The organism is Canibacter zhuwentaonis (assembly GCF_018531145.1).
GTDB classification, from domain to species: Bacteria; Actinomycetota; Actinomycetes; order Actinomycetales; family Microbacteriaceae; genus Canibacter; species Canibacter zhuwentaonis.
In genome coordinates this window covers 40,744-62,629 of the sequence record NZ_JAHDSZ010000005.1, presented here as the reverse complement: position 1 = coordinate 62,629, position 21,886 = coordinate 40,744, and the positions used below count along the sequence as shown (strand labels likewise).

The following is a 21,886-nucleotide window of genomic DNA, read 5'->3' as shown; positions in this document are numbered from 1 at the left end:
GTTCACTTCGCCACTCATAAGGGAGGCGGTAATTTATGCCCGCGCGCTCCAAGCCAGCGCTCATAGACCAGCGAAACAGGCACTCGCGCTAGATACCAGCGCTAAGCGCCGCGCAATAAGCCGCGCTGGCTGATCCGCTCTAGTTTTCGTACACGTGAGGCGCTAAAACAGCAATATCGCGCAGGTTGCGGTATTTTTCGGCGTAGTCTAGCCCGTAACCAACAACAAACTCCGAAGGAATATCGTACCCAATATACTCAACGCTAATATCGGTCTTCAGCGCCTCCGGCTTGCGCAGCATCGTGCAGATTTTCACGCTTTTAGCGCCGCGCGTTAGTAGGTTTTCTTTAAGCCATGACAGGGTCAGACCAGAATCGATAATGTCTTCAACAATTAAAACGTCGCGCCCCATAACATCGGTGTCGAGATCCTTAAGGATCTTCACAACCCCGCTAGATTTCGTGCCGGCACCGTAGCTTGAAACCGCCATCCAATCCATCTCGGGCATAAACTTCAGCTCGCGGGAGAGATCCGCCATAATCATCACCGCACCTTTGAGCACGCCAACCAGCAGAGGCGGTTCGGCAGTGTAATCAGCCTCGATTTGCCTGGCAACCTCGGCTATTCTGGCGCGCAGCTGCTGCTCCGTGTAGAGCACCTTGCTAAGATCTGCTTGCACATCACCGGCGCGCATTATTCCCCCTCAAATATAAGTGTCAAAATAGGTATCTATCGTAGCGCTCAAATTTTGTGCGGCACAAAAATAAGCTCTCCCGAAGCACGCCACACCCGTAAATTGGGTGCTTCAACTCGCTGCTGCCCGCGCCAGTTAGTAACCAGCTCGGCGATCGCGCTGGTGTGCAGCATTGTGAGTGCACACCCGCTAATTTCTTGCCCGGCAATTCTGATCACGCGCGTGCGCAACGCCTGCGGCAGCTCCACTAGCGCCTGTGCCCGCAACGCAATGCACGGCTCGTCTAGCACAATTTGCCCCCCGCGCACAGTCTTTTCCTCACGCGCGGGCGCTGCAGCGCCCGCGATCTTTTCGTTACGCACGGTTTTTCTATCGCGCATCGCCCACTCGCCACGGGGAGTCTCGTTGCCGCACACAACCCGCTCGTGCCGTGCGATGCGCGCGTATTCTGCCACGGCTATTGCGTCCAGCGCGTCGGCATCCGCTCTCGCCAGCTCCGCCGTGCGAGCCAGGGCATCAGGCAACCGCGCCCCCAGAACCTCGCTCATCACGGGCAGCAGCTCGTGCCGTACGCGGGCGCGCAGAAACCGCGGATCCGCATTTTGCGGATCGCGCCAGTAGCTAATATTCTCTGCCCGGCAGGCGCGCTCAGTGTCTTGCCTGCTGACGGTCAGCAGAGGGCGCACAATAAGCCCCCGCTGTGGGGCAATCGCGCTGAGCGCACGAGTGCCCGAACCGCGCGCAAGTGCCATCAAAACTTGCTCAGCCTGGTCGTTCAGGGTGTGCCCCACAAACAACCGCTGCGCACCCACCTGCGCGCAATACTCCAGCAGCGCCGCATATCGCGCGTCACGCGCCGCCGCTTCCAGACCACCCGCGCCGTCGTTCGCAACGCTAACTTGCAGCACCAGCGCCCGATCCGCTCCCATATCTGCGGCCTGCGCAGTGGCGCGCTGCGCAACACTGCAAGAGCCGTTTTGCAGCCGGTGATCAACCGTCACCGCGTGCACCTTGAAACCGCGTTTTTGCGCCTCAAACAGCACCGCCGAGGTGAGAGCCAGCGAATCCGCGCCCCCCGATAGCGCAACAACCAAAGGGCCTGCCTGCGGCTCAAGGGAAGTCACCCAGCCCCGCACCGCAACCCTGATTTTTGCTACGGCGGGCGATAGTTTAGGTCTCACATCACAATTTTAGCCTGCTCCAAGCCAGGCACAAGTACAATTTATTGCGTATCTGAAACCACAACTATGCCACAAGGAGCGACCATGGCAAACTTTGATGCTGTAATCGAGATTCCCAAAGGAAGCCGCAATAAATACGAGGTTGATCACGAAACCGGTCGGGTGTATCTTGATCGTGTGCTCTACACGAACTTTGTGTACCCCACCGACTATGGGTTTTTCGAGAACACCCTAGGGGAAGACGGCGACCCGCTAGACGTACTGGTTCTGCTCGACTACCCTGTTTTCCCGGGAGTCGGTATTAAAGTGCGCCCCGTTGGAGTGTTACGCATGAGCGATGAGGCCGGCGGCGACGATAAGGTTATCGCGGTGCAGAGCAAAGACCCGCGCTGGCAGCACATTCAAGATGTGACCGATATTCCCAAGTATACACGCAAAGAAATTGAGCACTTCTTTGAGCGCTACAAAGATCTCGAACCAGGCAAATGGGTTAAAGTGGACGCTTGGGGCAGTGCCCAAGAGGCAGAAAAACTGATCAAGGAGGCAATTGCCCGCCTTGCAGAATCAGGCTCGAAACACTAATAGCTAAAACTTAAGCGGGCTGCCACCTCCAACACACGGTGTCAGCCCGCTTTGGTTTGGGCGGTTTGCACAAACCAAAGCGGACGCACCCTGCTGCGGCGCTATTAGTCAGCCACGCCCTGTTTTTACAAGACATTCGTATCGCACCTGCCAAAGCATACCTACCACAAGTCGCTCCCGATTACAGACCAACACCCCTGTCACGCATAAAGTAGTAAGGATTATTAGGGTCGCCGTAAACGCGCGTCTCAAAGTGCAGATGAGGCCCGGTTGAAAACCCGGTTGAACCAACATAGCCCAGAATTTGACCTTTGCCAACCCGCTGCCCGTAGCCAACAACGGGCGCGCTCACCATGTGGAAGTAGCGCGTCTGCACACCGCCTCCGTTATCTAACAGCACGGCATTACCGCCGCCGCCATACCATCCGGCATAGCTCACAGTACCCGAAGTCGCCGCATAAATCGGCGTGCCAACATCCGCCGCCAGGTCTATGCCACGGTGCCCCTGATAACACAGGTAGGCGCAGCTGATGCTATATGTTCCAGGAGCGAGCGGATACCCCCAGTCTCCTCCCGTATCCGGCGGAGCAGATCCGCCCCCGTTAGAGGGGGCGCTTTCCTGGCGGCGTGCCGCAGCTGCCGCCGCAGCGGCTGCAATAGCGCGCTGTCTATCCTCTTCTTCTTGCCGCAGGCGCTCCTGATAGCCCGCAACAGTGGCGGTCGTTGTGTCGCGCAGAGCAGCCAGCTGCGCTTCAAGCACTTTCTGGTTTTGCTCCGCCTCTATCTGTTTTGTACGGTTGTTTTCAACCGCGCGCGCGGCAACGTCAAGCTCCTGCTTTGCGATATTGAAGAACTTTTCACGCTCTCCGGCGGCCTTAGCCGCCTGCGCTTCAAGCGCCACCGCCGTATTATGCGCCTGTGTTGCAGCCTGTGAGATCTCAGTGTTGCGTTCGGTTGCTTTAGCCAGCACCGAAAGCCTGTTCAAAAGCTCCGCTGAGCTTTTCTCATCATCGTTCAAAAACAGTTTCACGTTACTGTCAACACCGCCGGAACGATACATTTGCGAAACAATCGAAGCAGCAGCTTCAGCAGCCTTAGCAGCCTCTTCTTTTTTAGCACTGGCCTGTGACTCCAGCGCTTTTGCGCGCGAATCCGCCTCTTCAAACTTCTGCTGTGCCTGCACAGAACGCTGCGAAGCTGTTTCAGCCTCAGCTTCAAGCGCCTGCTGCTGGTCTTTAACCTTCTTTAAGAGCCCTTCAACCTGACGCACTTTTTCCGCTGTCGCTGCCTCGTTTTCTTTAGCAGCCTGCACATCATCCCAGTTTGGCAGATCAACCGCATACGCCGGTTTTTGCTGCAGGCTATCGCCAACAACGCTGCTACCAAGCACCAGAACAAAAGCCACGCCGAGCACAAACAGCCTGTCTTTGCGAAAGAAAAATCGCCTCTTAGCAGTCATAACTATCATCCTTTCTAAGCCCAGATTTGGCGGCGCGCTCAGCCATTTCAACAACGTTTTTAAGCAGCAAAGCCCGCGTCATAGGTCCCACTCCGCCCGGGTTTGGTGACATCGCACCGGCGACCTCTGCAACAGCAGGGTCTACATCGCCAACAACATTCGATTTACCGGTTACCGGATCAACGCGCCTTGAAACCCCCACGTCAAACACGACCGCGCCCGGCTTCACGCTCGCGGGTCCGACCATCCTGGCAACACCGGATGCCGCAACAATCACATCCGCTTGCAAAAGCAGCTCATCGAGATTTTTAGTGCCCGTGTGCGTTAACGTCACAGTCGCGTTAATTTCACGCCTGGTTAGCAGCGGCGCAATGGGTCTGCCCACTGTCGCCCCGCGCCCCACAACAACAACGTGTTTGCCGTTAAAGTCGATACCGCACCTCTCGCCCAGCTCAATAACAGCGCGCGGAGTGCATGGCAGCGGGGTGTTAATTGCCTCATTTACATTCAAAAGCAGCCTGCCAAGGTTGGTCGGGTGCAGCCCGTCCGCATCTTTTGCCGGGTCAATCAGCTCCAGCACGCAGGAAATGTCAAGATGTTTCGGCAGGGGCAACTGCACAATATAGCCGGTGCAGTCTGGGTTTTCGTTTAGCTCCTGCAAAACCGCTTCAAGCTCGTTCTGTGATACATCACCGGGCAACTCACGCTTAATCGACGCGATTCCAACCTCTGCGCAGTCGCTGTGCTTGCCGCTAACATACCATTTTGACGCGGGATCATCACCCACCAAAACCGTTGCCAAACCGCACACAACACCGCGCTCTTTAAGCACTGTTACGCGCTGCGCCAGCTCTGTTTTTAACCGCGCCGCACAGGTTTTGCCATCGAGTATAACCGCGCTCAAAATACCCCCCCCCTAAAGCTGCTTCTGAATCGTTGTGTAAAGCGGAAATCTGGCTGTCAGTTCAGCAACCTGCGGCTTCAAACCGGCAGGATCATGCCCCTGCAAAACCGCCGCCACAATCTTTGCAACCTCGGCAAACTCGGCATCACCAAAGCCCCTGGTCGCAAGGGCTGCGGTGCCAATCCGCACACCGCTAGAAATCATTGGCGGACGCGGATCAAACGGCACAGAATTACGGTTTACTGTAACCCCCGCCTCGTGCAAAGCAGCCTCCGCTGTTAAACCGTCCAGCTCAGATTTGCGCAGATCCGCAAGCACCAGGTGCACATCAGTGCCACCCGTCAGCACATCAACCCCGGCTTTTTGAGACTCCCCGCTCACAAGCTCCTCGGCGAGCAGTTTTGCACCGCGCAGGGTACGCTCCTGACGATCTTTAAACTCTGCGGTTGCGGCGAGCTTAAAAGCAACCGCTTTACCGGCGATAATGTGCATCAGCGGGCCGCCCTGCTGCCCCGGGAACACGTTACTGTTTATTTTCTTGTGCATTTCTAAATCGTTGGTAAGAATAAATCCTGATCGCGGACCGCCAATAGTTTTATGCACGGTTGAGCTGACAACGTGCGCGTGCGGCACCGGTGACGGATACAACCCGGCGGCAACAAGTCCCGCAAAATGCGCCATATCAACCCACAAATACGCACCAACCTCGTCGGCAATGCGCCTAAACTCTGCAAAGTCAAGGGTGCGCGGATACGCCGACCACCCGGCAATAATCACCCGCGGGCGCTCCTGCAGCGCTATTTCACGGACTTTTTGCATATCAATCAGCATTGTTTCAGGGTCTACTCCGTAAGCAATAGCCCGGTATAGCTTGCCTGAAAAATTAAGTTTCATGCCGTGCGTTAAATGCCCGCCGTGCGCGAGATCAAGCCCCAAAATCGTATTTCCTGGCTCCGCTAGAGCACTTAACACCGCAGCGTTTGCGCTCGCGCCCGAGTGCGGTTGCACGTTTGCGTATTTTGCGCCAAACAACTCTTTAGCCCGCTCTCTGGCGAGCTCTTCTGCAACATCGACGGCCTCACATCCGCCATAGTAGCGGCGCCCGGGATAACCCTCAGCGTACTTGTTTGTGAGCACACTACCGGCAGCTTCTAAAACCGCAAGTGGCACAAAGTTTTCGCTCGCAATCATCTCAAGAGTGTTGCGCTGTCGATCAAGCTCAGCATCTAAAACGCGCGCGATCTCAGAATCCACCTGTGCCAGTGGCTGGTTAAAAAACGATTCTTGCAGCATTCTGTCCTCCGTTTTAATGGATTGTTTAACTTACAACACGAGGTTGCATGACCCGGGCGAGCGGCCTTACAAGGTGTGTCGCTCCCCGATGGTCACCCATCTTGACGCCAGTTGCGACAAATCCAGTTTAGTAGATACCTAGACCGTAAAAACTTAGAAAACTGCCAGCAAGCATTTCGGCTTAAATTACATAAAACTCAACTAAAATCTGTATCCATAACAAAACATGAGTGCTCACACTGAAATACAACGACAAACCGGGCATCGTAAACGCTGCTAGCGAGGCACTTGTCAGAAACACAACACAGAGTTAAACTAGTTGACACAACCGCGCACTTTGCGATCAACGATCTCGACGAGGAATCCTATATCAAGCAGAAGGTAGTGTGCGTAAATCACAACGCGACCGCGCAGCAACTGCAGCAATTGGGAACGGATGCAGTAAGTCGCGCCTGCCCCGGTAGTGCCCCCCACCCACAACCGGGGCAAATAGTCTAAAATATCAATAATGCAGAAGAAAAATCGTGCAATAGTTATTCTCGCCCTCGTGCGCAGCCTGTTCGACGTGCTCACGCTCGCCGCAATCGTCGCCTGGGCGCTCACAAATTTCGCGCTCCCCTTGCCCGGCGTGCTAATCGCGATCAGCGCCAGTCTCGGAGTTGCTCTAGTGTGGGCGCTGTTCCTATCCGCTCGCCCCGTGCTTCGCGCAGATAGGTTCGCACGCGCCGCAGTCGCGCTGGTGTTCTATGCTGGCGGATTCGCTGCCGCCGCGCTCACGGGCGTGAGTTGGGTTATTATTGCGCCGCTATTTGTGACCGTGGCCGTTATCGCGTATTTCGACTCCTGGGTCACCACAACATACCGCCTGCCACACTAGACTTTGCGCATCGCGCGATCTTTATAGTAGTCTGCTCTGTATGACAGATTATCTCCGCCTAGCAGAACTATCCGCCGCAACAATCGTTGAGGTTAACTCGCTGAGCCTAAAACCCGGGCAGGAGCAGTTTATTGCCCCCACTTCGTACGCTGCGGCTGTTTTACAGCCCAAAACGTCTTGGCAGCGAGTTGTTTTGCGCGATAACAAGGTGGTTGGGTTTATTCACGCTAATTTCGATCCGGAAGCCACCCGTGAGGAGTTTCGCGCGGCTCTCTGGCGTATCAACGTGGCGGCGGATGCGCAGGGTCTCGGTATCGGCAGCTACATCGTGAAAGAGCTCATGGCAGAGGCGCAGCGGCGCGGTATTGATCGCGTCACCGTGCTGTGGGAGCGTGGCGAGTCAAGCCCTGAAAAGTTCTTCCTGAACGTTGGTTTTAAGCCCGTGGGAGAAACGGAATACGGCGAAATTATCGGGGCTTACGACATCCCAGGCTGAACACAGAATGCATCAACATCAGACCTCCGTTGGTAAAGGAACCGCGCTTCTGCTAGCAAGCTCGGTTGGCTTTAGCGTACTGTTTTTTATAACACCCTACACGCTGCCGCTTTCGGCGCTAGAAGTCGCTGCCATTCGCATTATGCTCGCCACACCGGCAATGCTGCTCGTGTTTATTTTCACCAAACAAGCACCGGTGCTATTAAAAACCTGGCGCTATATTTGGAATCGCAAAATCAGGTTTATAAGCCTGCTATTCTGCGGGTTGATGCTCGCCTCGCAACTGTGGATTTTCGCTTACGGGCCACTCTCTGGGCGCGGCATCCAGGTTTCGCTCGGGTATTTCATGCTGCCAATAACCCTGCTGCTGGTTGGTCGGTTTGTTTTCAAAGATAAACTGCTCTGGTGGCACTGGCTCGCTGTTATCTTCGCCGCCGCTGGGGTGGTTTATGAGATCGTCAGGTTTGGCGGCTTCTCGTGGGAGGCGCTTTGGATCTCGCTCGGGTATCCGCTGTATTTTGCGCTGCGGCGGATCATGGGCTTTGCAACCCTGTCTGGGATGTTTTGGGAGTTTGCCTGCATTCTCGTGCCCACAATAGTTGTTTTTGCAATCACTCTGCCAAACTCTGTTGCGCTGGAAACCAAACCAATCGCTTTTCTCTACGCTTTTCTAATCAGCGCATTCGCCACGGTTGTTTTCACAATCTGGGTGCTGTCTTCGCTGCTCATGCCGCTGTCGCTGTTTGGGCTGCTCTCATACGTGGAGCCACTGTTGCTGCTCGGCGCGGCGATACTGCTCGGCGAAACAATAGCGTACAGTGAAATGCCAGCGTATCTGGCCATTTGGATTGCAGTTAGCATTGTTGTTGCGGGCAGCGTTTCAAACCTGCGCAAAAAGGTGCGCAGCAAGAAAATTCGAGGCAGACACCGCCTCTCGCGCGCTGAAAAACAGCGCGAGCAGGATCAGATCATGTTCGCTTCAACCGGCAGCATCCCAATTGTGAAAGCGGATATCGATAAAGATTCGCTGCCTTAAATCGGGTGCTCTAAACTATAGGTTGGCGGAATTAACCGCGCACCGCCGCAGACCGTTACCAGCAATCACACAACCGCAACCGCACAACCTCCAGCATCCGCGCGGTCGCAGCCACTAGCTACCAGCCGCGCCGCCACCCGAGCAACACTAGAACAGAGCAGCCGTAAAAGGCAATGCAAACCATAAACAAGCACGGCGAGCGGGGTTTTCCGCTCGCCGTGCTTGTTTTTATGGTATCGAAGCTTATTTAATCTCACCGCCTGCCGCAGCAATTTTTTCTGCGGCAGAACCTGATACCTTATCAACGCTAACAATTAGCTTCACGCTAACGTCGCCATTGCCAAGCACCTTAACCGGCTGCTTCTTGCGCACAGCACCCTTAGCAACCAGATCCGCCACAGTAACCTCGCCACCCTGTGGGTAAAGCTCAGCGAGCTTACCAACATTAACAACCTGATACTCGGTACGGAATGGATTTTTAAAGCCGCGCAGTTTTGGTGTGCGCATATGTAATGGCATCTGACCACCCTCAAATCCTGCACGGATCTGATTACGAGCTTTTGATCCTTTGGTGCCGCGACCAGCGGTTTTACCCTTAGAGCCTTCACCACGACCCACGCGAGTTTTGGCTTTTTTAGCTCCGGGAGCTGGACGCAGGTGGTGAGCCTTAAGAATCTGTGTTTCTTTGGTCTCGCTCATTATGCATCAACCTCCTCAACCTTTACCAGGTGACGCACTGCATTGATGTATCCGCGGTTTTGTGAATTATCTTCACGCACAACGGACTGTCCAATTTTACGCAGCCCCAGGCTACGCAGTGTGTCACGATGATTTTGCTTCTCGCTGATTTTTGATTTCAGCTGAGTAATTTTAAGAGCCTTAGCCATAACTACGCACCAACTTTCTTAGCGGCAGCAGCTGCGGCAGCAGCCTCTGCCTCAGCACGCAAAATACGAGCGGGCACAACCTTATCGTAGTCCAGTCCGCGACGCGCAGCGACAGAGCGAGGCTCTTCAAGCTGGCGCAGCGCAGCAACTGTTGCGTGCACAATGTTAATAGTATTAGATGATCCGAGTGATTTGCTCAGCACATCGTGGATGCCAGCGCATTCAAGCACGGCACGCACAGGACCACCGGCGATAACGCCGGTGCCGGCGCTAGCAGGACGCAGTAGCACTACACCCGCTGCGGCTTCACCCTGTACGGGGTGCGGGATACTCTTTGCAACACGTGGCACGCGGAAGAAGTTCTTTTTAGCCTCTTCAACGCCCTTAGCGATTGCCAAAGGTACCTCTTTAGCCTTGCCGTAACCAACACCCACGGTGCCGTTCTCGTCACCAACAACAACCAGAGCTGTAAAGCTGAAACGACGCCCGCCCTTAACAACTTTAGATACGCGGTTGATGGTTACAACGCGCTCTACAAACTGGCTGTCCGCACGATCCGCGCCACGACCGTCACGCCCACCGCGCTGATTGCGCTGCCCGCGCTCACGGCTGCCGTGACGAGCCTCGCGAGGTTCGCTCCGGTGATCGTCCTGTCGCGCGCTGTTTTCAGATGTTTTTGACTCTTCTGCTGACACTTGCTGCTCCTTTGTTTCTTTACTCACAGGCTCAGCCCTGCCTCACGAGCGCCATCGGCAACAGCAGCTACGCGACCAACGTATTTGCTTCCGCCACGGTCAAAAACAACCGCGGTAATGCCTTCGCTCTTTGCGCGCTCAGCCACTAATTCGCCAACCTTGCGTGCCTGCGCAGACTTGTCTCCCTCAAGCGCGCGAATGTCAGCTTCCATTGTAGATGCCGATGCGAGAGTGTGCCCTCTAGCATCGTCGATAACCTGCACAAACACGTGACGGTTTGAACGAGTCACAGACATACGTGGACGCTCAGCGGTGCCAACAACTTTTTTGCGCAGTCGGGCGTGACGGCGCAAACGTGCCGCAGTGCGACCCGCAGCGCGTTTAACTGATGCAGCCATGGGTTACTTACCAGCCTTTCCTGCTTTACGGAGTACAACTTCGCCAGCGTAACGAATACCCTTGCCCTTGTAAGGCTCTGGTTTCTTCAGCTTGCGGATATTTGCAGCTACCTCGCCAACAGCCTGCTTATCAATGCCACTGACGTGAATTTTGTTATTACCCTCAACCGTTACGGTAACACCCTCTGGGGAGTTAAAAACAACAGGGTGAGAGAAGCCGAGTGCAAGCTCAATACCGGTGCCTTTTTGTTGCACACGATAGCCGGTGCCAACAACCTCAAGTGACTTTGCGAAGCCCTCAGTAACACCTATAATGTTGTTTGCGATCAAACTCCTGGTAAGACCGTGCAGAGCCCGTGACTCGCGCTCGTCGTTAGGGCGCGTTACAAGGATTTGCCCGTCTTCCAGAGCAACCTTAATCGGCTCAGGAGCGTTTAGCTGCAGTTCGCCCTTAGGACCTTTTACACTAACGCTCTGACCGTTAAGCGTAACGGTCACACTACCCGGAACAGTGATAGGAAGTTTTCCAATACGTGACATACGATTTACCAAACGTAGGCGAGCACTTCGCCGCCTACACCCTTCTGCTCGGCCTCGCGGTCTGTAAGCAGACCTGAGGAAGTGGACAGGATTGCAATACCCAAACCGCCGAGCACCTGCGGCAGCTCGGTTGAGCGCGCATAAACTCGGAGACCGGGTTTAGAAACGCGCTTAATGCCCTCAATAGAGCGTTCGCGGTTTGGACCGTATTTTAGGCTCATTGTGATGGTCGTGCCAACGCGCGCGTCAGCAACTTCCCAATCTGCAATGTAGCCCTCACGCTTTAGGATCTCTGCGATGCCCTCTTTTAGCTTAGAGCCTGGCAGAGACACTGTGTCATGATGCGCCGCACTGGCGTTGCGCAGTCTGGTCAGCATATCTGCGACCGGATCTGTCATTGTCATATTTGTATCTTCTTTCTCGCCTGGTTTCGCGCGCTCGGTCAGGAACGGCGACCTTGGTGGATAAGTTCAAGCCGGGAATCCGCGAAAGCGGATCGCTGACGCAGACGCGGGTGAGGAGTGCTCACCCGCCCAGCTCAAACTTTTGGATTATTTTGCGTCAGACTTAAACGGGAATCCCAAAGCGCGCAGTAATTCGCGGCCCTCATCATCCGTTTTAGCGGTGGTCACAATAGTGATATCGAAACCGCGCACACGATCGATGCTGTCCTGATCGATTTCGTGAAACACACTCTGTTCGCTAAGACCAAAGGTGTAGTTTCCGTTACCGTCGAACTGCTTTGGGCTTAGCCCGCGGAAGTCACGAATACGTGGCAACGCAAGATTGATAAGACGATCAAGGAACTCCCATGCACGGTCACCGCGCAGCGTAACGTGAGCACCAATTGCTTGCCCCTGACGCAGTTTGAACTGCGCAATTGATTTGCGAGCCCTGTTTACAACGGGTTTCTGACCGGTAATTTTAGTGAGGTCGCGCACTGCTCCCTCAATTACTTTACCGTCACGAGCAGCCTCACCGACACCTGTGTTAACAACTACCTTAACCAGACCAGGAACCTGGTTTGGGTTAGCATAGCCAAACTTTTCGGTGAGCGCAGCGATAATTTCGCCACGGTATTGCTGCTTTAGACGCGGCTGGATTTTGCCAGCTGGCGCAGCAGTATTAGTGCTCATTCGGGATGTCCTTTCCAGACTTCTTAGCGTAGCGAATACGAACAGTCTTTGTAACACCGTTCTTTTCAACTACTTCTTCACGAAATCCTACACGAGTAGGCTTCTTAGTTGCTGGGTCTACAACCGCAACATTAGAAACGTGGATCGGTGCCTCGCGATGTTCGATGCCACCCTGTTTGGTGCCACGGTCGCTCTGCCCAACACGCACGTGCTTAGTTACGATGTTCAAACCCTCTACAACAACACGGTTAGATTCTTTTAGCACCTCGATCACGCGACCCTGTTTGCCGCGATCACCGCCGCGCTCCTGTGACTGACCTGAAATAATCTGAACCAGATCGCCCTTGCGGATTTTACTTCCCATGGATTAAATCACCTCCGGTGCCAGTGACACGATCTTCATGAATTTTTTGTCACGAAGCTCACGACCAACCGGACCAAAGATGCGGGTGCCGCGTGGCTCTCCGTCATTCTTTAGGATCACGGCTGCGTTTTCATCGAAACTAATGTATGAACCGTCTGCGCGACGCGTAGCTTTTTTAGTACGCACCACAACAGCTTTTACAACTTCACCTTTTTTGACGTTACCACCGGGGATTGCATCTTTAACAGTTGCAACGATGGTGTCGCCAAGTCCTGCGTAGCGGCGGCTTGATCCCCCGAGCACGCGGATGGTGAGCAACTCTTTGGCGCCTGTGTTATCGGCTACCCTAAGTCGGGATTCCTGTTGAATCACTTTGTTACTCCTTTACAAGTAAGCCGGGCTTACTTAGCCTTTTCGAGGATCTCAACCAAACGCCAGTTTTTAGTGGCGCTGAGCGGACGGGTTTCGTGGATTAGCACATAATCACCGATACCCGCAGTATTCTCTGCATCGTGTGCTTTTACCTTTTTGGTAACGCGCATAACTTTGCCGTACAGCGGGTGCTTTTTACGGTATTCAACCTCAACCACAATGGTCTTATCCATTTTATCGCTAACCACATAACCGCGAAGTGACTTCCGGTACGGGCGCTGTTCTTGGGTGGCCTCAGCCATCTTTAGGCCTCCTTCGTCTCAGCGGCATCATCCGCCGGTTTTTTTGCTTTTTTAGCCGGTGCAGCAGATTCAGGAGTCACGCGAATCCCGAGCTTACGCTCGTTAAGCACAGTATAAATACGTGCAATGTCACGTTTAACCTGAGTTACCCGACCGTGGTGCTCTAGCTGTCCTGTGGCGGACTGGAAACGCAGATTGAAAAGCTCAGCTTTAGCCTTTTTCAGTTCCTCAATGAGACGCTCGTTCTCAAAGGTGTCCAGCTCACTAATAGCGAGTTCTTTACTTCCAATAGCCATTACGCGTCGCCCTCCTCACGCTTAATAATGCGTGCTTTCAGCGGCAGTTTGTGGATTGCGCGAGTTAGCGCTTCACGCGCCAGCTCCTCTTCAACACCAGCAACCTCAAAAAGCACACGACCCGGCTTCACATTAGCAACCCACCACTCAGGTGAACCTTTACCGCTACCCATACGAGTTTCAGCAGGTTTTTTGGTGAGTGGCTGGTCTGGATAGATATTGATCCAAACTTTACCACCACGCTTGATGTGGCGAGTCATTGCGATACGCGCAGACTCGATCTGGCGGTTAGTCACGTAAGCAGGCGTTAGAGCCTGGATACCGAGTTCACCGAAATTAACTTTGGTTCCGCCTTTAGCCATACCCGAACGCTTCGGGTGATGCTGTTTACGATACTTAACTCTACGGGGAATTAGCATTTACTTCTCCGCTCCTGCTGCGACAGGCGCAGCGTCTTTTGCAGTCTCACGGCGTGAGCCACCGCGACGGCGATCAACGCGCTCACCGCGACCAGGCTTCTTAGCAGCCTCTTCACGAGCGAGCTCTTTGTTGGTGATATCGCCCTTATAAATCCAAACCTTCACGCCGATACGACCAAAGGTTGTTTTAGCTTCATAGAATCCGTAGTCAATGTTCGCGCGCAGGGTGTGTAGTGGCACGCGACCCTCGCGGTAGAACTCTGATCGGCTCATTTCAGCGCCGCCAAGACGACCTGAAACCTGGATTCTAATACCCTTTGCGCCAGCACGCTGAGCGCCCTGCAGACCTTTACGCATTGCGCGGCGGAAAGCCACACGAGCAGCAAGCTGCTCTGCGATTCCCTGTGCCACAAGCTGCGCATCCGCTTCCGGATTTTTAACCTCGAGGATGTTCAGCTGGATCTGCTTGCCGGTGAGTTTTTCAAGCTCACCGCGCACACGATCCGCCTCAGCGCCACGGCGACCGATAACGATACCCGGACGTGCAGAGAAAATATCCACACGCACACGATCACGGGTACGCTCAATCTGAATCTTGCTGATACCAGCACGATCAAGCACCCGACCTAGATATTCGCGGATGCGAGCATCTTCAGCAAGGTAATCAGCGTAGCGCTGACCCGGCTTAGTTGAGTCCGAAAACCAGCGTGACAGGTGGTCAGTGGTTATTCCCAGACGAAAGCCGTAAGGATGAATCTTCTGGCCCATTTATTTGGCTCCCTTCTTGGCTTCTGCAACCACGTCTGGCGTAGCAACTGCAACCGTAATATGGCTTGTGCGCTTTTTAATACTGAACGCACGACCCTGCGCGCGCGGGCGAAAACGCTTTAGCGTTGTGCCCTCGTCCACGAAAATACGAGAGATAACTAGCTCATCTTCATTAAGTCGTAGGTTTTCACTATCAGCTTTAACCCGCGCGTTGGCAATAGCTGAAGCAACCAGCTTATAAATAGGCTCAGCTGCCGCCTGCGGAGCGAACTTGAGAATGGCAAGCGCTTCCTGCGCATTTTTACCACGAACCAGGTTCACGACGCGACGGGCTTTTTGAGGCGTAATGCGGATATGACGCACACGTGCGATCGATTCCACCATCTTTATATTTCTCCTTCTCGCTACCGCGTTAGCGGCGGCGACCCTTCTTGTCGTCTTTCACGTGACCACGGAAAGTCCGTGTCGGCGCAAACTCTCCGAGCTTGTGCCCAACCATGGTTTCTGTAACAAACACTGGAATGTGCTTGCGTCCGTCGTGCACAGCGATCGTATGTCCTAGCATTGCGGGAATAATCATTGAGCGACGTGACCAGGTTTTAATTACATTGTTTGTGCCAGCTTCGTTTTGAGCAGTCACCTTATCAAGCAGGTGGTTATCAACGAAGGGGCCTTTTTTAAGACTACGAGGCATCTTGTTCTCCTACCTACCGATTAACGTTTCTTACCAGTTTGGCGACGACGTACAATGTACTTATCGCTCTCTTTATTTGGACGGCGAGTGCGACCCTCTTTCTGACCCCACGGGCTAACCGGGTGACGACCACCAGAGGTGCGACCTTCACCACCACCGTGCGGGTGATCAACAGGGTTCATAACAACACCGCGGACGGTCGGGCGCACGCCTTTCCAGCGCATCCGACCGGCTTTACCCCAGTTGATGTTAGACTGCTCGGCATTTCCTACCTCGCCGACAGTAGCGCGGCAGCGTGCGTCAACGTTACGGATCTCGCCCGATGGCAGGCGAAGCTGCGCATAAGGTCCTTCTTTAGCAACCAGACGCACTGATGATCCAGCTGAGCGGGCAAGCTTAGCACCGCCGCCCGGGCGTAGCTCAATAGCGTGAACCACAGTACCCGTTGGGATATTACGCAGTGGCAGGTTGTTGCCTGGCTTAATATCGGCCTTAGGACCCGCCTCAACAATATCGCCCTGTTTTAGCTTGTTGGGGGCAATAATGTAACGCTTAGTACCGTCAAAGTAGTGCAGCAGCGCAATACGCGCGGTGCGGTTTGGATCGTACTCAATGTGCGCAACGCGGGCGTCAACACCGTCTTTATCATGACGACGGAAGTCGATTACACGATATTGGCGCTTGTGACCACCACCAATATGGCGGGTTGTGATACGACCCTGGTTATTACGACCACCCGTTTTAGGAAGCGGACGCAAAAGTGATTTCTCAGGCGTAGAGCGTGTGATCTCAGCGAAATCGGCAACGCTCGAGCCACGACGACCCGGGGTCGTCGGCTTGTACTTACGAATAGCCATAGTTTATTCCTTCGCTTTCGACCTATACCGCTGCCGAGAAAATATCAATAGAACCGCTCTTCAAGGTTACGATAGCGCGTTTTGTTGTTTTGCGCTTTCCAAGCCCGAAGCGGGTGCGGCGAGTTTTACCCTTACGCACAAGAGTGTTTACCTTGGCAACTTTAACATCAAAGATAGCTTCAATAGCCAGTTTAATTTCTGTTTTATTTGCCTTTAGCGCAACCTCAAATGTGTACTGACCGTTGGTGTCGATCAGGGCGTAGCTCTTCTCAGAAACAATCGGACGAATAATTACGTCGTGTGAGTTATTGCTTAGATTCATTAGTTAGCTGACTCCTTTTCGGTGCGCTTAGCAACATATACATCAAATGCGGCGCGAGTGAACACGAGGTCGTCGCTCACTACGATGTCGTAAGCGTTAAGCTGATCTGCCATAAGCACGTGCACGCCCGGCAAATTACGCACTGAAAGCAGTGTTAGCTCATCAGTACGAGCAATAACTACAAGCACTCGCCGACCCAGCGTAATTGCTTCAAGCACCTGGCGAGCAGCTTTTGTGCTTGGTTTATCTGCAAGACCAAAGCTCTCAACAACGTGAATACGGCTAGCACGAGCACGGTCAGACAGCAAACCACGAATCGCAGCAGCAATCATCTTTTTAGGAGTGCGCTGTGAGTAGTCACGCGGCACTGGACCGTGCACAACTCCACCACCACGGTGCTCAGGCTGGCGGATCGACCCCTGACGGGCGCGACCGGTGCCCTTCTGCTTGAACGGTTTTACTCCCGATCCAGAAACTTCACCACGGTTTTTGGTTTTGTGTGTGCCCTGACGTGCAGCAGCTAGCTGCGCGGTCACAACCTGGTGGATAAGTGGAACATTTGTCTCAACTGCAAACAGGCTTGCTGGAAGTTCAACCTCACCAGTTTTTTTGCCCGCTGCGTCAAGAACGGATAGCTTAGCTACGGTTGCCATATGCTAGGCCCCCTTCACAGCGTTACGAACGAATACTAAACGACCCTTAGCGCCCGGAACTGCGCCCTTAATAAGCAGCAGACCACGCTCAGCATCAACCGCGTGCACGGTTAGATTTTGCACGGTTACCCGCTCGCCACCCATGCGACCAGCCATCCGCTGCCCTTTGAATACACGACCTGGGAACGATGCGCCACCGATCGAACCGGGTTTACGATGGTTACGGTGCTGACCGTGTGAAGCACCAACGCCTTTAAAGTTGTGGCGTTTCATGGTGCCGGCAAAGCCTTTACCTTTTGAAGTGCCCACAACGTCGATTTTTTCACCCGCGGCAAAGGTTTCACCGGCGGTTAATTCTTGTCCGAGTGAGTACTCAGCCGCGTTCGCGGTGCGCACCTCGGTTAGGTGACGACGTGGCGTTACACCGGCTTTTTCAAAGTGACCCGCTAGTGGGCGAGTAACCTTACGAGGATCGATGTAGCCTGCTGCGATTTGCACGGCGTTATAGCCATCAACCTCTGCGGTGCGAATCTGTGTTACCACGTTAGGAGCAACCTGAACAACGGTTACCGGCACAACCGCGCCGTTTTCATCCCATACCTGAGTCATGCCAAGCTTCGTGCCCAGCAGACCCTTAACAGTCTTATTTGCTGCAGACATGATTTCCCTAAAGCTTGATCTCGATATTTACATCAGCTGGCAGGTCAAGACGCATTAGCGAATCAACCGCCTTGGGCGTTGGATCAACAATGTCGATCAAACGCTTGTGTGTGCGCTTTTCAAAGTGCTCACGACTGTCTTTATATTTGTGTGGCGACCGAATAACTGCGATCACCGTTTTGTCTGTTGGAAGCGGCACCGGGCCGATTACAGTCGCCCCAGCTCGTGTTACCGTGTCAACGATTTTACGAGCCGAGCTGTCAATAACCTCGTGGTCATACGACTTCAGCCGGATGCGGATTTTTTGTCCCGCCATTTACTCTCTTTCCGTTGCGTCATACCACGCTGGGCGGCATTGGACGTGCTTACACAGCTTTGCTTATTAAGCGCTGCTGCCTACTTACAGTGTTGCCAGAGCAACTCTCGGGATAAGCCCGAGTCTGCTGCTAGCGGTGAAAAGATATTTCACACAACCAGCAGTGATTTAAGCGCAGAAATAAATCTGCGTAAAGTACTAGACAAATAATTATCGCACGGACAAAGATACATTTGCAACTCGGGCGTGTCGCGTCACGCTGCGCGCTTTTTAAGGATTCTGGGGAGGTTCATATAGAGCACAACAACGCCGAATCCGAGCGCTAATAAAATTGCGTACCACCACCAGCTGACAATCAGTAAACTTAAGAAACTAAGCCCTACCGCGAGCATTGTCATACCACCAACTATAACAGCAACCTGCAGATGACTAAATCCGCTCTGCTGCAGCTTTTGATACACGTGTTCTTTATGGGGCGTATACCATTTTTCTCCGGCGCGAACCCTGCGCAAGAGCGTCCACCCCACGTCACCAAAGTAGATGACGGTGGGGCTAATCGCGATCAGCCACAGCTCTGGGTAAAAGAACAAGACCCCAAAACTCAGGCTGACAACGGAACCGCCCAGCAGGTAGCTGCCGACATCGCCCAGAAAACCGTATCCGCCAAGATTCCATGGCAAGAACGCGGCAAAACTGCTCGCCATGATAATCCCGGCAATTGCAATCCAGGGAGTCGCAACCAGAAAGCCCACACAAGTAAAGGTCAGACCCGCAATAATTGCGTGGATCGCGCTGATCCCGTTAATACCGTCCATAAAATTAGCAACGTTTATATAGCTTGAAATATAGAAAATCGCGAACACGCAAACCGCAATAAAAACGGGCACCGATCCGCTAATTGCTGGCAGGCTGCCCGCGCCAAACTCCAGCTCCGCCGCAGTGAACCCCCACACGGTCAGCACAGCTATTGCAAGCTGCGCAACCGAGCGCAACCGCACGCTCATACCACGCACATCTTCTATCATGCCAATGCCAGCGGCGGCGTTAACCACCAAAAACAGCACCGCGCCGTAGCTTAGCGAGATCCAATCCTGCGCCTGAAACACCCGCACAAGCGCGAGCAGCCAGACCACATCTGCGGCTATCCACACCCCGATACCTAGCCCACGCACCGCGGTTCCCGTGTGCGTGGAGCGCGCGGTTGCAACATCGAGCACGCCGCGCTTAATCAGCAGCGGTCGCAAAATAAGCGGGGCTATCCCCGAAATAGCAATTGCCACAGCGGCCAGAGCGAGCACCAACATAACCTATACGACCTCAACCGAGTGAGCACGCAAGCGCTCAAACCACTCGTCGTGATCTAAATTAACAGGGTCTAAAACATCAACTCGGGCGTGCGAAATCTTAGGGTGATAGGGTCTCTCGTTGCTCTCACCCGTGCCAATTAGCTCCTCGTGTAATTTTTCTCCCTGCCTCAGACCGGTGTAAACAAGCTCAATATTTTTGCCAGACTGCGCTATCATCCGCCGCGCAATATCAATAATCTTAACCGGTTCTCCCATGTCGAGAATCAGCACCTCGCCAGACTGACCGATTGCGCCCGCCTGCATCACCAGCTGACACGCCTCGGGAATAGTCATAAAAAATCGGGTCGCTTCGGGATGCGTAATTGTGAGCGGAAGCCCTGCGGCGATGAGCTTGTTGAAAGTCGGGAGCATTGAACCGCGCGACCCTAGCACATTACCAAATCGCACAGAAATACAGCGCATCTGCGAGTTTGCACCGGTAAAAGCGGTTAGTTTTTCGGCGACACGCTTGGAGTGCCCCAGCGCACTCGTGGGGTTGGCTGCCTTGTCGGTTGAGATATTAACAAAGGTCTCAATATTGTGCGCCTGCGCCGCCTGCAACACGTTAAGCGTGCCCAGCACATTGGTTTTCCACGCCTCTTCAGGATATTTTTCAAGGGTTGAAACGTGCTTTAGCGCCGCCGCGTGAAACACCACTTCGGGCCGGCGCTGCGCAAATACGCTCGCAAGGGCTTGCGGATCGCGAATGTCAGCAAGCACTATGTCGCGGGTTTCTAAAAGCCCGTTTCCGTGAATGGAAATTTGCACATCCTGCAGAGCAGTCTCGTCGCGATCGAGCATAATCAGCTCGCCAACTCCGAACTTGGTGAGCTGCCTGCACAGTTCTGCCCCGATAGACCCGCCAGCGCCCGTCACAAGCACGCGCTTACCGGCCAGATACCCCTTAATAGAGCCAGCATCAAGCCGCACAGGAACACGCCCGATCAGATCTTCTATAGAAATTTCGCGTAGGTCAGAGATTTTCGACGCACCAGAAAGAATCTGCGACAGCGTTGGCATAACCATAACTTTCAGCCCCGCCGCGCTCGCCAGATCGCTAACCCGGCGCAGCAGCGCAGCATCCGCATCGCCAATACAAACCATCAAGCTGCGCGCGTCAGTTTCTGCCGCAATCTCACGCAACTGCTCAATAGTGCCAAGCACTTTCACACCGCGCACCGTACGATTGCGAGCACGCGGATCATCATCAATAAACCCGACGGGCAGTGAATCCGCCGCCGCATCTGTTAGCAGGTGGTTCACAGTTTGCTCTCCGGCATAGCCCGCGCCGTAAATAAGGGTGCGCGTTGCGCTCTTGCCCGGTTTGAGTTTGCGCTCGTGCTTGATCCGCCAAATATAGCGGGCAAATCCCATTATGCTAAACGCTATAGGAGCGGCAATTATTAGCGCGGTGCGCGGGATGCCATGCCCGTAGCCAATGTACAACCCGGCAAACCAGGAGGGCACAAGCACTGCTGTGACAACTGCGACCATGGTTTTCACCTCGTCAAAGCTACCCGTTTTATAGCGCGAGCGATAAAGCCACAGCAGATAGCCGAAAATCAGCTGCGATACCAGCACAACCAGCGCCACCTGCACAGTGCTAAGCACCTGTATTCTAAATATGCTGAAATCAAAGCGCAGCATTAAACCGGCAAAAATTGCGAGCAGCCAGCTCACCCCGTCGACTAAAATCAGGGTTATCGGGCGTGCACGTTCGCCAGTTAAGCGATGTTTACGCCAATCTTGCATAGCTACCTTTCCAAACAAAATATACCCTCTAAATGTTACCCTGAATTGCTCTAAATTAATTTTTAATGTGGAAAACCGCAGTAGCTTATTGCATCTCTGTAACATCTTTACCGGTGCACGTTTTTTAAGCCAATACACAAGCGTGCTAAGAGATAATTGTGATAATCAGCCGCCACAAGGCTGTTTAGGAAAGGAACAACAATGTCACTAGAAGATCTCAAGAAAAAAGCAGCAGATCTAATCAACGACAACAAAGAGCAGATAGACAATGCTCTTAACAGCGAAAAAGCAGCAGAGATGCGCGACGGCGTGCTTGACAAAGCCGCCTCTCTTGCAAACAAGATAACCGACGGTAAGCACGCCGACAAGGTAGCTGAGCTCAAAGAGACCGCAAGCGAAAAGCTCGACGCAGCACGCGACAACTTCACCGCCTAAGCATCTAGCTACAACGCTGTTATCGGGGGCTCGCACTAGCAGGTGCGGGCCCTTTTTGCGCCATTTTGCAGCGAATCCACCAGCACCGACCACATATTCCCCCGTTGCCTAAAGATCAGATGTAAGGTAATCTTGTTGCTGTGGGTTAGATG

General features: G+C 53.7%; 32 protein-coding genes and 1 riboswitch. Of the genes, 5 read left to right on the top strand and 27 right to left on the bottom strand.

Annotated elements, in window-relative coordinates; all coding sequences use genetic code 11:
- Window positions 1-139 precede the first annotated feature (139 nt).
- Window positions 140-694: a hypoxanthine phosphoribosyltransferase gene (gene hpt, locus KJY78_RS04095; protein ID WP_214337344.1), complete on the bottom strand. Its 555-nt coding sequence runs from the start codon at window positions 692-694 to the stop codon at window positions 140-142.
- Between the two features lie 47 nt (window positions 695-741).
- Entirely contained in the window at window positions 742-1,875 is a 1,134-nt protein-coding gene (gene tilS / locus KJY78_RS04090) for a tRNA lysidine(34) synthetase TilS (RefSeq protein ID WP_214337343.1), read from the bottom strand.
- An 84-nt stretch (window positions 1,876-1,959) separates the two neighbouring features.
- On the opposite strand from tilS, the gene ppa reads away from it, so the two are divergent.
- Entirely contained in the window at window positions 1,960-2,457 is a 498-nt protein-coding gene (gene ppa / locus KJY78_RS04085) for an inorganic diphosphatase (protein ID WP_214337342.1), read from the top strand.
- 181 nt (window positions 2,458-2,638) lie between these two features.
- On the opposite strand, the gene KJY78_RS04080 is transcribed toward ppa, so the two are convergent.
- From KJY78_RS04080 to glyA, 3 genes are read right to left on the bottom strand one after another with little or no spacing between them, the layout of a single operon-like run.
- Window positions 2,639-3,916, bottom strand: coding sequence for a M23 family metallopeptidase (locus KJY78_RS04080; protein WP_214337341.1), 1,278 nt, complete (start codon window positions 3,914-3,916; stop codon window positions 2,639-2,641).
- The gene (locus KJY78_RS04075; RefSeq protein ID WP_214337340.1) at window positions 3,906-4,820 is read right to left on the bottom strand and encodes a bifunctional methylenetetrahydrofolate dehydrogenase/methenyltetrahydrofolate cyclohydrolase; all 915 of its coding nucleotides are present in this window, start codon (window positions 4,818-4,820) and stop codon (window positions 3,906-3,908) included. The genes KJY78_RS04080 and KJY78_RS04075 overlap by 11 nt, the downstream gene beginning before the upstream one ends.
- A 12-nt stretch (window positions 4,821-4,832) precedes the next feature.
- Complete coding sequence (gene glyA, locus KJY78_RS04070; RefSeq protein WP_214337339.1) at window positions 4,833-6,113, bottom strand: serine hydroxymethyltransferase; 1,281 nt, start codon at window positions 6,111-6,113, stop codon at window positions 4,833-4,835.
- Window positions 6,114-6,156: 43 nt separating this feature from the next.
- A riboswitch (ZMP/ZTP riboswitch) is annotated at window positions 6,157-6,238 on the bottom strand.
- A 383-nt stretch (window positions 6,239-6,621) separates the two neighbouring features.
- On the opposite strand from glyA, the gene KJY78_RS04065 reads away from it, so the two are divergent.
- Genes KJY78_RS04065 through KJY78_RS04055 form a run of 3 tightly spaced genes read left to right on the top strand, consistent with a single transcriptional unit; the run spans window position 6,622 to window position 8,522 of the window.
- On the top strand, window positions 6,622-6,990 hold the full coding sequence (locus KJY78_RS04065) for a DUF2568 domain-containing protein (protein WP_214337338.1): 369 nt from the start codon (window positions 6,622-6,624) through the stop codon (window positions 6,988-6,990).
- A gap of 40 nt (window positions 6,991-7,030) precedes the next feature.
- Window positions 7,031-7,486 carry a GNAT family N-acetyltransferase gene (locus KJY78_RS04060; protein WP_214337337.1) on the top strand — a complete coding sequence of 152 codons (456 nt, stop codon included), beginning with the start codon at window positions 7,031-7,033 and terminating at the stop codon, window positions 7,484-7,486.
- A 7-nt stretch (window positions 7,487-7,493) separates the two neighbouring features.
- Window positions 7,494-8,522, top strand: coding sequence for an EamA family transporter (locus KJY78_RS04055; protein WP_214337336.1), 1,029 nt, complete (start codon window positions 7,494-7,496; stop codon window positions 8,520-8,522).
- A gap of 243 nt (window positions 8,523-8,765) precedes the next feature.
- Here the strand turns inward: KJY78_RS04055 and rplO are convergent, their stop codons facing one another.
- The 22 genes from rplO to KJY78_RS03945 form a co-directional block, all read right to left on the bottom strand.
- Window positions 8,766-9,221 (bottom strand): 50S ribosomal protein L15, encoded by a 456-nt coding sequence (rplO, locus tag KJY78_RS04050; RefSeq protein WP_214337335.1) that lies wholly within the window; start codon window positions 9,219-9,221, stop codon window positions 8,766-8,768.
- A complete protein-coding gene (gene rpmD / locus KJY78_RS04045; protein ID WP_214337334.1) occupies window positions 9,221-9,409 on the bottom strand; it encodes a 50S ribosomal protein L30 in 189 nt (62 codons plus the stop codon). Before rpmD ends, rplO begins: the two co-directional genes overlap by 1 nt.
- A gap of 2 nt (window positions 9,410-9,411) precedes the next feature.
- On the bottom strand, window positions 9,412-10,104 hold the full coding sequence (gene rpsE, locus KJY78_RS06720) for a 30S ribosomal protein S5 (RefSeq protein ID WP_214337333.1): 693 nt from the start codon (window positions 10,102-10,104) through the stop codon (window positions 9,412-9,414).
- Window positions 10,105-10,127: 23 nt separating this feature from the next.
- A complete protein-coding gene (rplR, locus tag KJY78_RS04035) occupies window positions 10,128-10,502 on the bottom strand; it encodes a 50S ribosomal protein L18 (protein WP_214337332.1) in 375 nt (124 codons plus the stop codon).
- Between the two features lie 3 nt (window positions 10,503-10,505).
- Window positions 10,506-11,042, bottom strand: coding sequence for a 50S ribosomal protein L6 (rplF, locus tag KJY78_RS04030; protein ID WP_214337331.1), 537 nt, complete (start codon window positions 11,040-11,042; stop codon window positions 10,506-10,508).
- Between the two features lie 5 nt (window positions 11,043-11,047).
- Window positions 11,048-11,446, bottom strand: coding sequence for a 30S ribosomal protein S8 (rpsH, locus tag KJY78_RS04025; RefSeq protein ID WP_214337330.1), 399 nt, complete (start codon window positions 11,444-11,446; stop codon window positions 11,048-11,050).
- Window positions 11,447-11,593: 147 nt separating this feature from the next.
- Window positions 11,594-12,178: a 50S ribosomal protein L5 gene (rplE, locus tag KJY78_RS04020; RefSeq protein ID WP_214337329.1), complete on the bottom strand. Its 585-nt coding sequence runs from the start codon at window positions 12,176-12,178 to the stop codon at window positions 11,594-11,596.
- Window positions 12,168-12,542 (bottom strand): 50S ribosomal protein L24, encoded by a 375-nt coding sequence (gene rplX / locus KJY78_RS04015; protein ID WP_214337328.1) that lies wholly within the window; start codon window positions 12,540-12,542, stop codon window positions 12,168-12,170. Before rplX ends, rplE begins: the two co-directional genes overlap by 11 nt.
- A 3-nt stretch (window positions 12,543-12,545) precedes the next feature.
- Window positions 12,546-12,914 (bottom strand): 50S ribosomal protein L14, encoded by a 369-nt coding sequence (rplN, locus tag KJY78_RS04010; protein WP_214337327.1) that lies wholly within the window; start codon window positions 12,912-12,914, stop codon window positions 12,546-12,548.
- 29 nt (window positions 12,915-12,943) lie between these two features.
- Window positions 12,944-13,216 carry a 30S ribosomal protein S17 gene (rpsQ, locus tag KJY78_RS04005; protein ID WP_214337326.1) on the bottom strand — a complete coding sequence of 91 codons (273 nt, stop codon included), beginning with the start codon at window positions 13,214-13,216 and terminating at the stop codon, window positions 12,944-12,946.
- A gap of 2 nt (window positions 13,217-13,218) precedes the next feature.
- Window positions 13,219-13,512 (bottom strand): 50S ribosomal protein L29, encoded by a 294-nt coding sequence (gene rpmC / locus KJY78_RS04000; protein WP_214337325.1) that lies wholly within the window; start codon window positions 13,510-13,512, stop codon window positions 13,219-13,221.
- Entirely contained in the window at window positions 13,512-13,931 is a 420-nt protein-coding gene (gene rplP / locus KJY78_RS03995; protein WP_214337324.1) for a 50S ribosomal protein L16, read from the bottom strand. The genes rpmC and rplP overlap by 1 nt, the downstream gene beginning before the upstream one ends.
- Window positions 13,932-14,699 (bottom strand): 30S ribosomal protein S3, encoded by a 768-nt coding sequence (gene rpsC, locus KJY78_RS03990; protein WP_214337323.1) that lies wholly within the window; start codon window positions 14,697-14,699, stop codon window positions 13,932-13,934.
- Window positions 14,700-15,083, bottom strand: coding sequence for a 50S ribosomal protein L22 (rplV, locus tag KJY78_RS03985; RefSeq protein ID WP_214337322.1), 384 nt, complete (start codon window positions 15,081-15,083; stop codon window positions 14,700-14,702). It lies immediately after the preceding gene.
- 28 nt (window positions 15,084-15,111) lie between these two features.
- Window positions 15,112-15,393, bottom strand: coding sequence for a 30S ribosomal protein S19 (gene rpsS / locus KJY78_RS03980; protein WP_214337321.1), 282 nt, complete (start codon window positions 15,391-15,393; stop codon window positions 15,112-15,114).
- Between the two features lie 20 nt (window positions 15,394-15,413).
- A complete protein-coding gene (gene rplB / locus KJY78_RS03975) occupies window positions 15,414-16,250 on the bottom strand; it encodes a 50S ribosomal protein L2 (RefSeq protein WP_214337320.1) in 837 nt (278 codons plus the stop codon).
- 22 nt (window positions 16,251-16,272) lie between these two features.
- Window positions 16,273-16,572, bottom strand: coding sequence for a 50S ribosomal protein L23 (gene rplW / locus KJY78_RS03970; RefSeq protein ID WP_214337319.1), 300 nt, complete (start codon window positions 16,570-16,572; stop codon window positions 16,273-16,275).
- A complete protein-coding gene (rplD, locus tag KJY78_RS03965; RefSeq protein ID WP_214337318.1) occupies window positions 16,572-17,225 on the bottom strand; it encodes a 50S ribosomal protein L4 in 654 nt (217 codons plus the stop codon). The genes rplW and rplD overlap by 1 nt, the downstream gene beginning before the upstream one ends.
- A gap of 3 nt (window positions 17,226-17,228) precedes the next feature.
- On the bottom strand, window positions 17,229-17,885 hold the full coding sequence (rplC, locus tag KJY78_RS03960) for a 50S ribosomal protein L3 (protein ID WP_214337317.1): 657 nt from the start codon (window positions 17,883-17,885) through the stop codon (window positions 17,229-17,231).
- A gap of 7 nt (window positions 17,886-17,892) precedes the next feature.
- Window positions 17,893-18,201 carry a 30S ribosomal protein S10 gene (gene rpsJ, locus KJY78_RS03955; protein ID WP_214337316.1) on the bottom strand — a complete coding sequence of 103 codons (309 nt, stop codon included), beginning with the start codon at window positions 18,199-18,201 and terminating at the stop codon, window positions 17,893-17,895.
- A 254-nt stretch (window positions 18,202-18,455) separates the two neighbouring features.
- The gene (locus KJY78_RS03950) at window positions 18,456-19,505 is read right to left on the bottom strand and encodes an MraY family glycosyltransferase (protein ID WP_214337315.1); all 1,050 of its coding nucleotides are present in this window, start codon (window positions 19,503-19,505) and stop codon (window positions 18,456-18,458) included.
- 3 nt (window positions 19,506-19,508) lie between these two features.
- Entirely contained in the window at window positions 19,509-21,299 is a 1,791-nt protein-coding gene (locus KJY78_RS03945) for a polysaccharide biosynthesis protein (protein WP_214337314.1), read from the bottom strand.
- A gap of 201 nt (window positions 21,300-21,500) precedes the next feature.
- On the opposite strand from KJY78_RS03945, the gene KJY78_RS03940 reads away from it, so the two are divergent.
- The gene (locus tag KJY78_RS03940; RefSeq protein ID WP_214337313.1) at window positions 21,501-21,734 is read left to right on the top strand and encodes an Rv0909 family putative TA system antitoxin; all 234 of its coding nucleotides are present in this window, start codon (window positions 21,501-21,503) and stop codon (window positions 21,732-21,734) included.
- The last annotated feature ends 152 nt before the right edge of the window (window positions 21,735-21,886 follow it).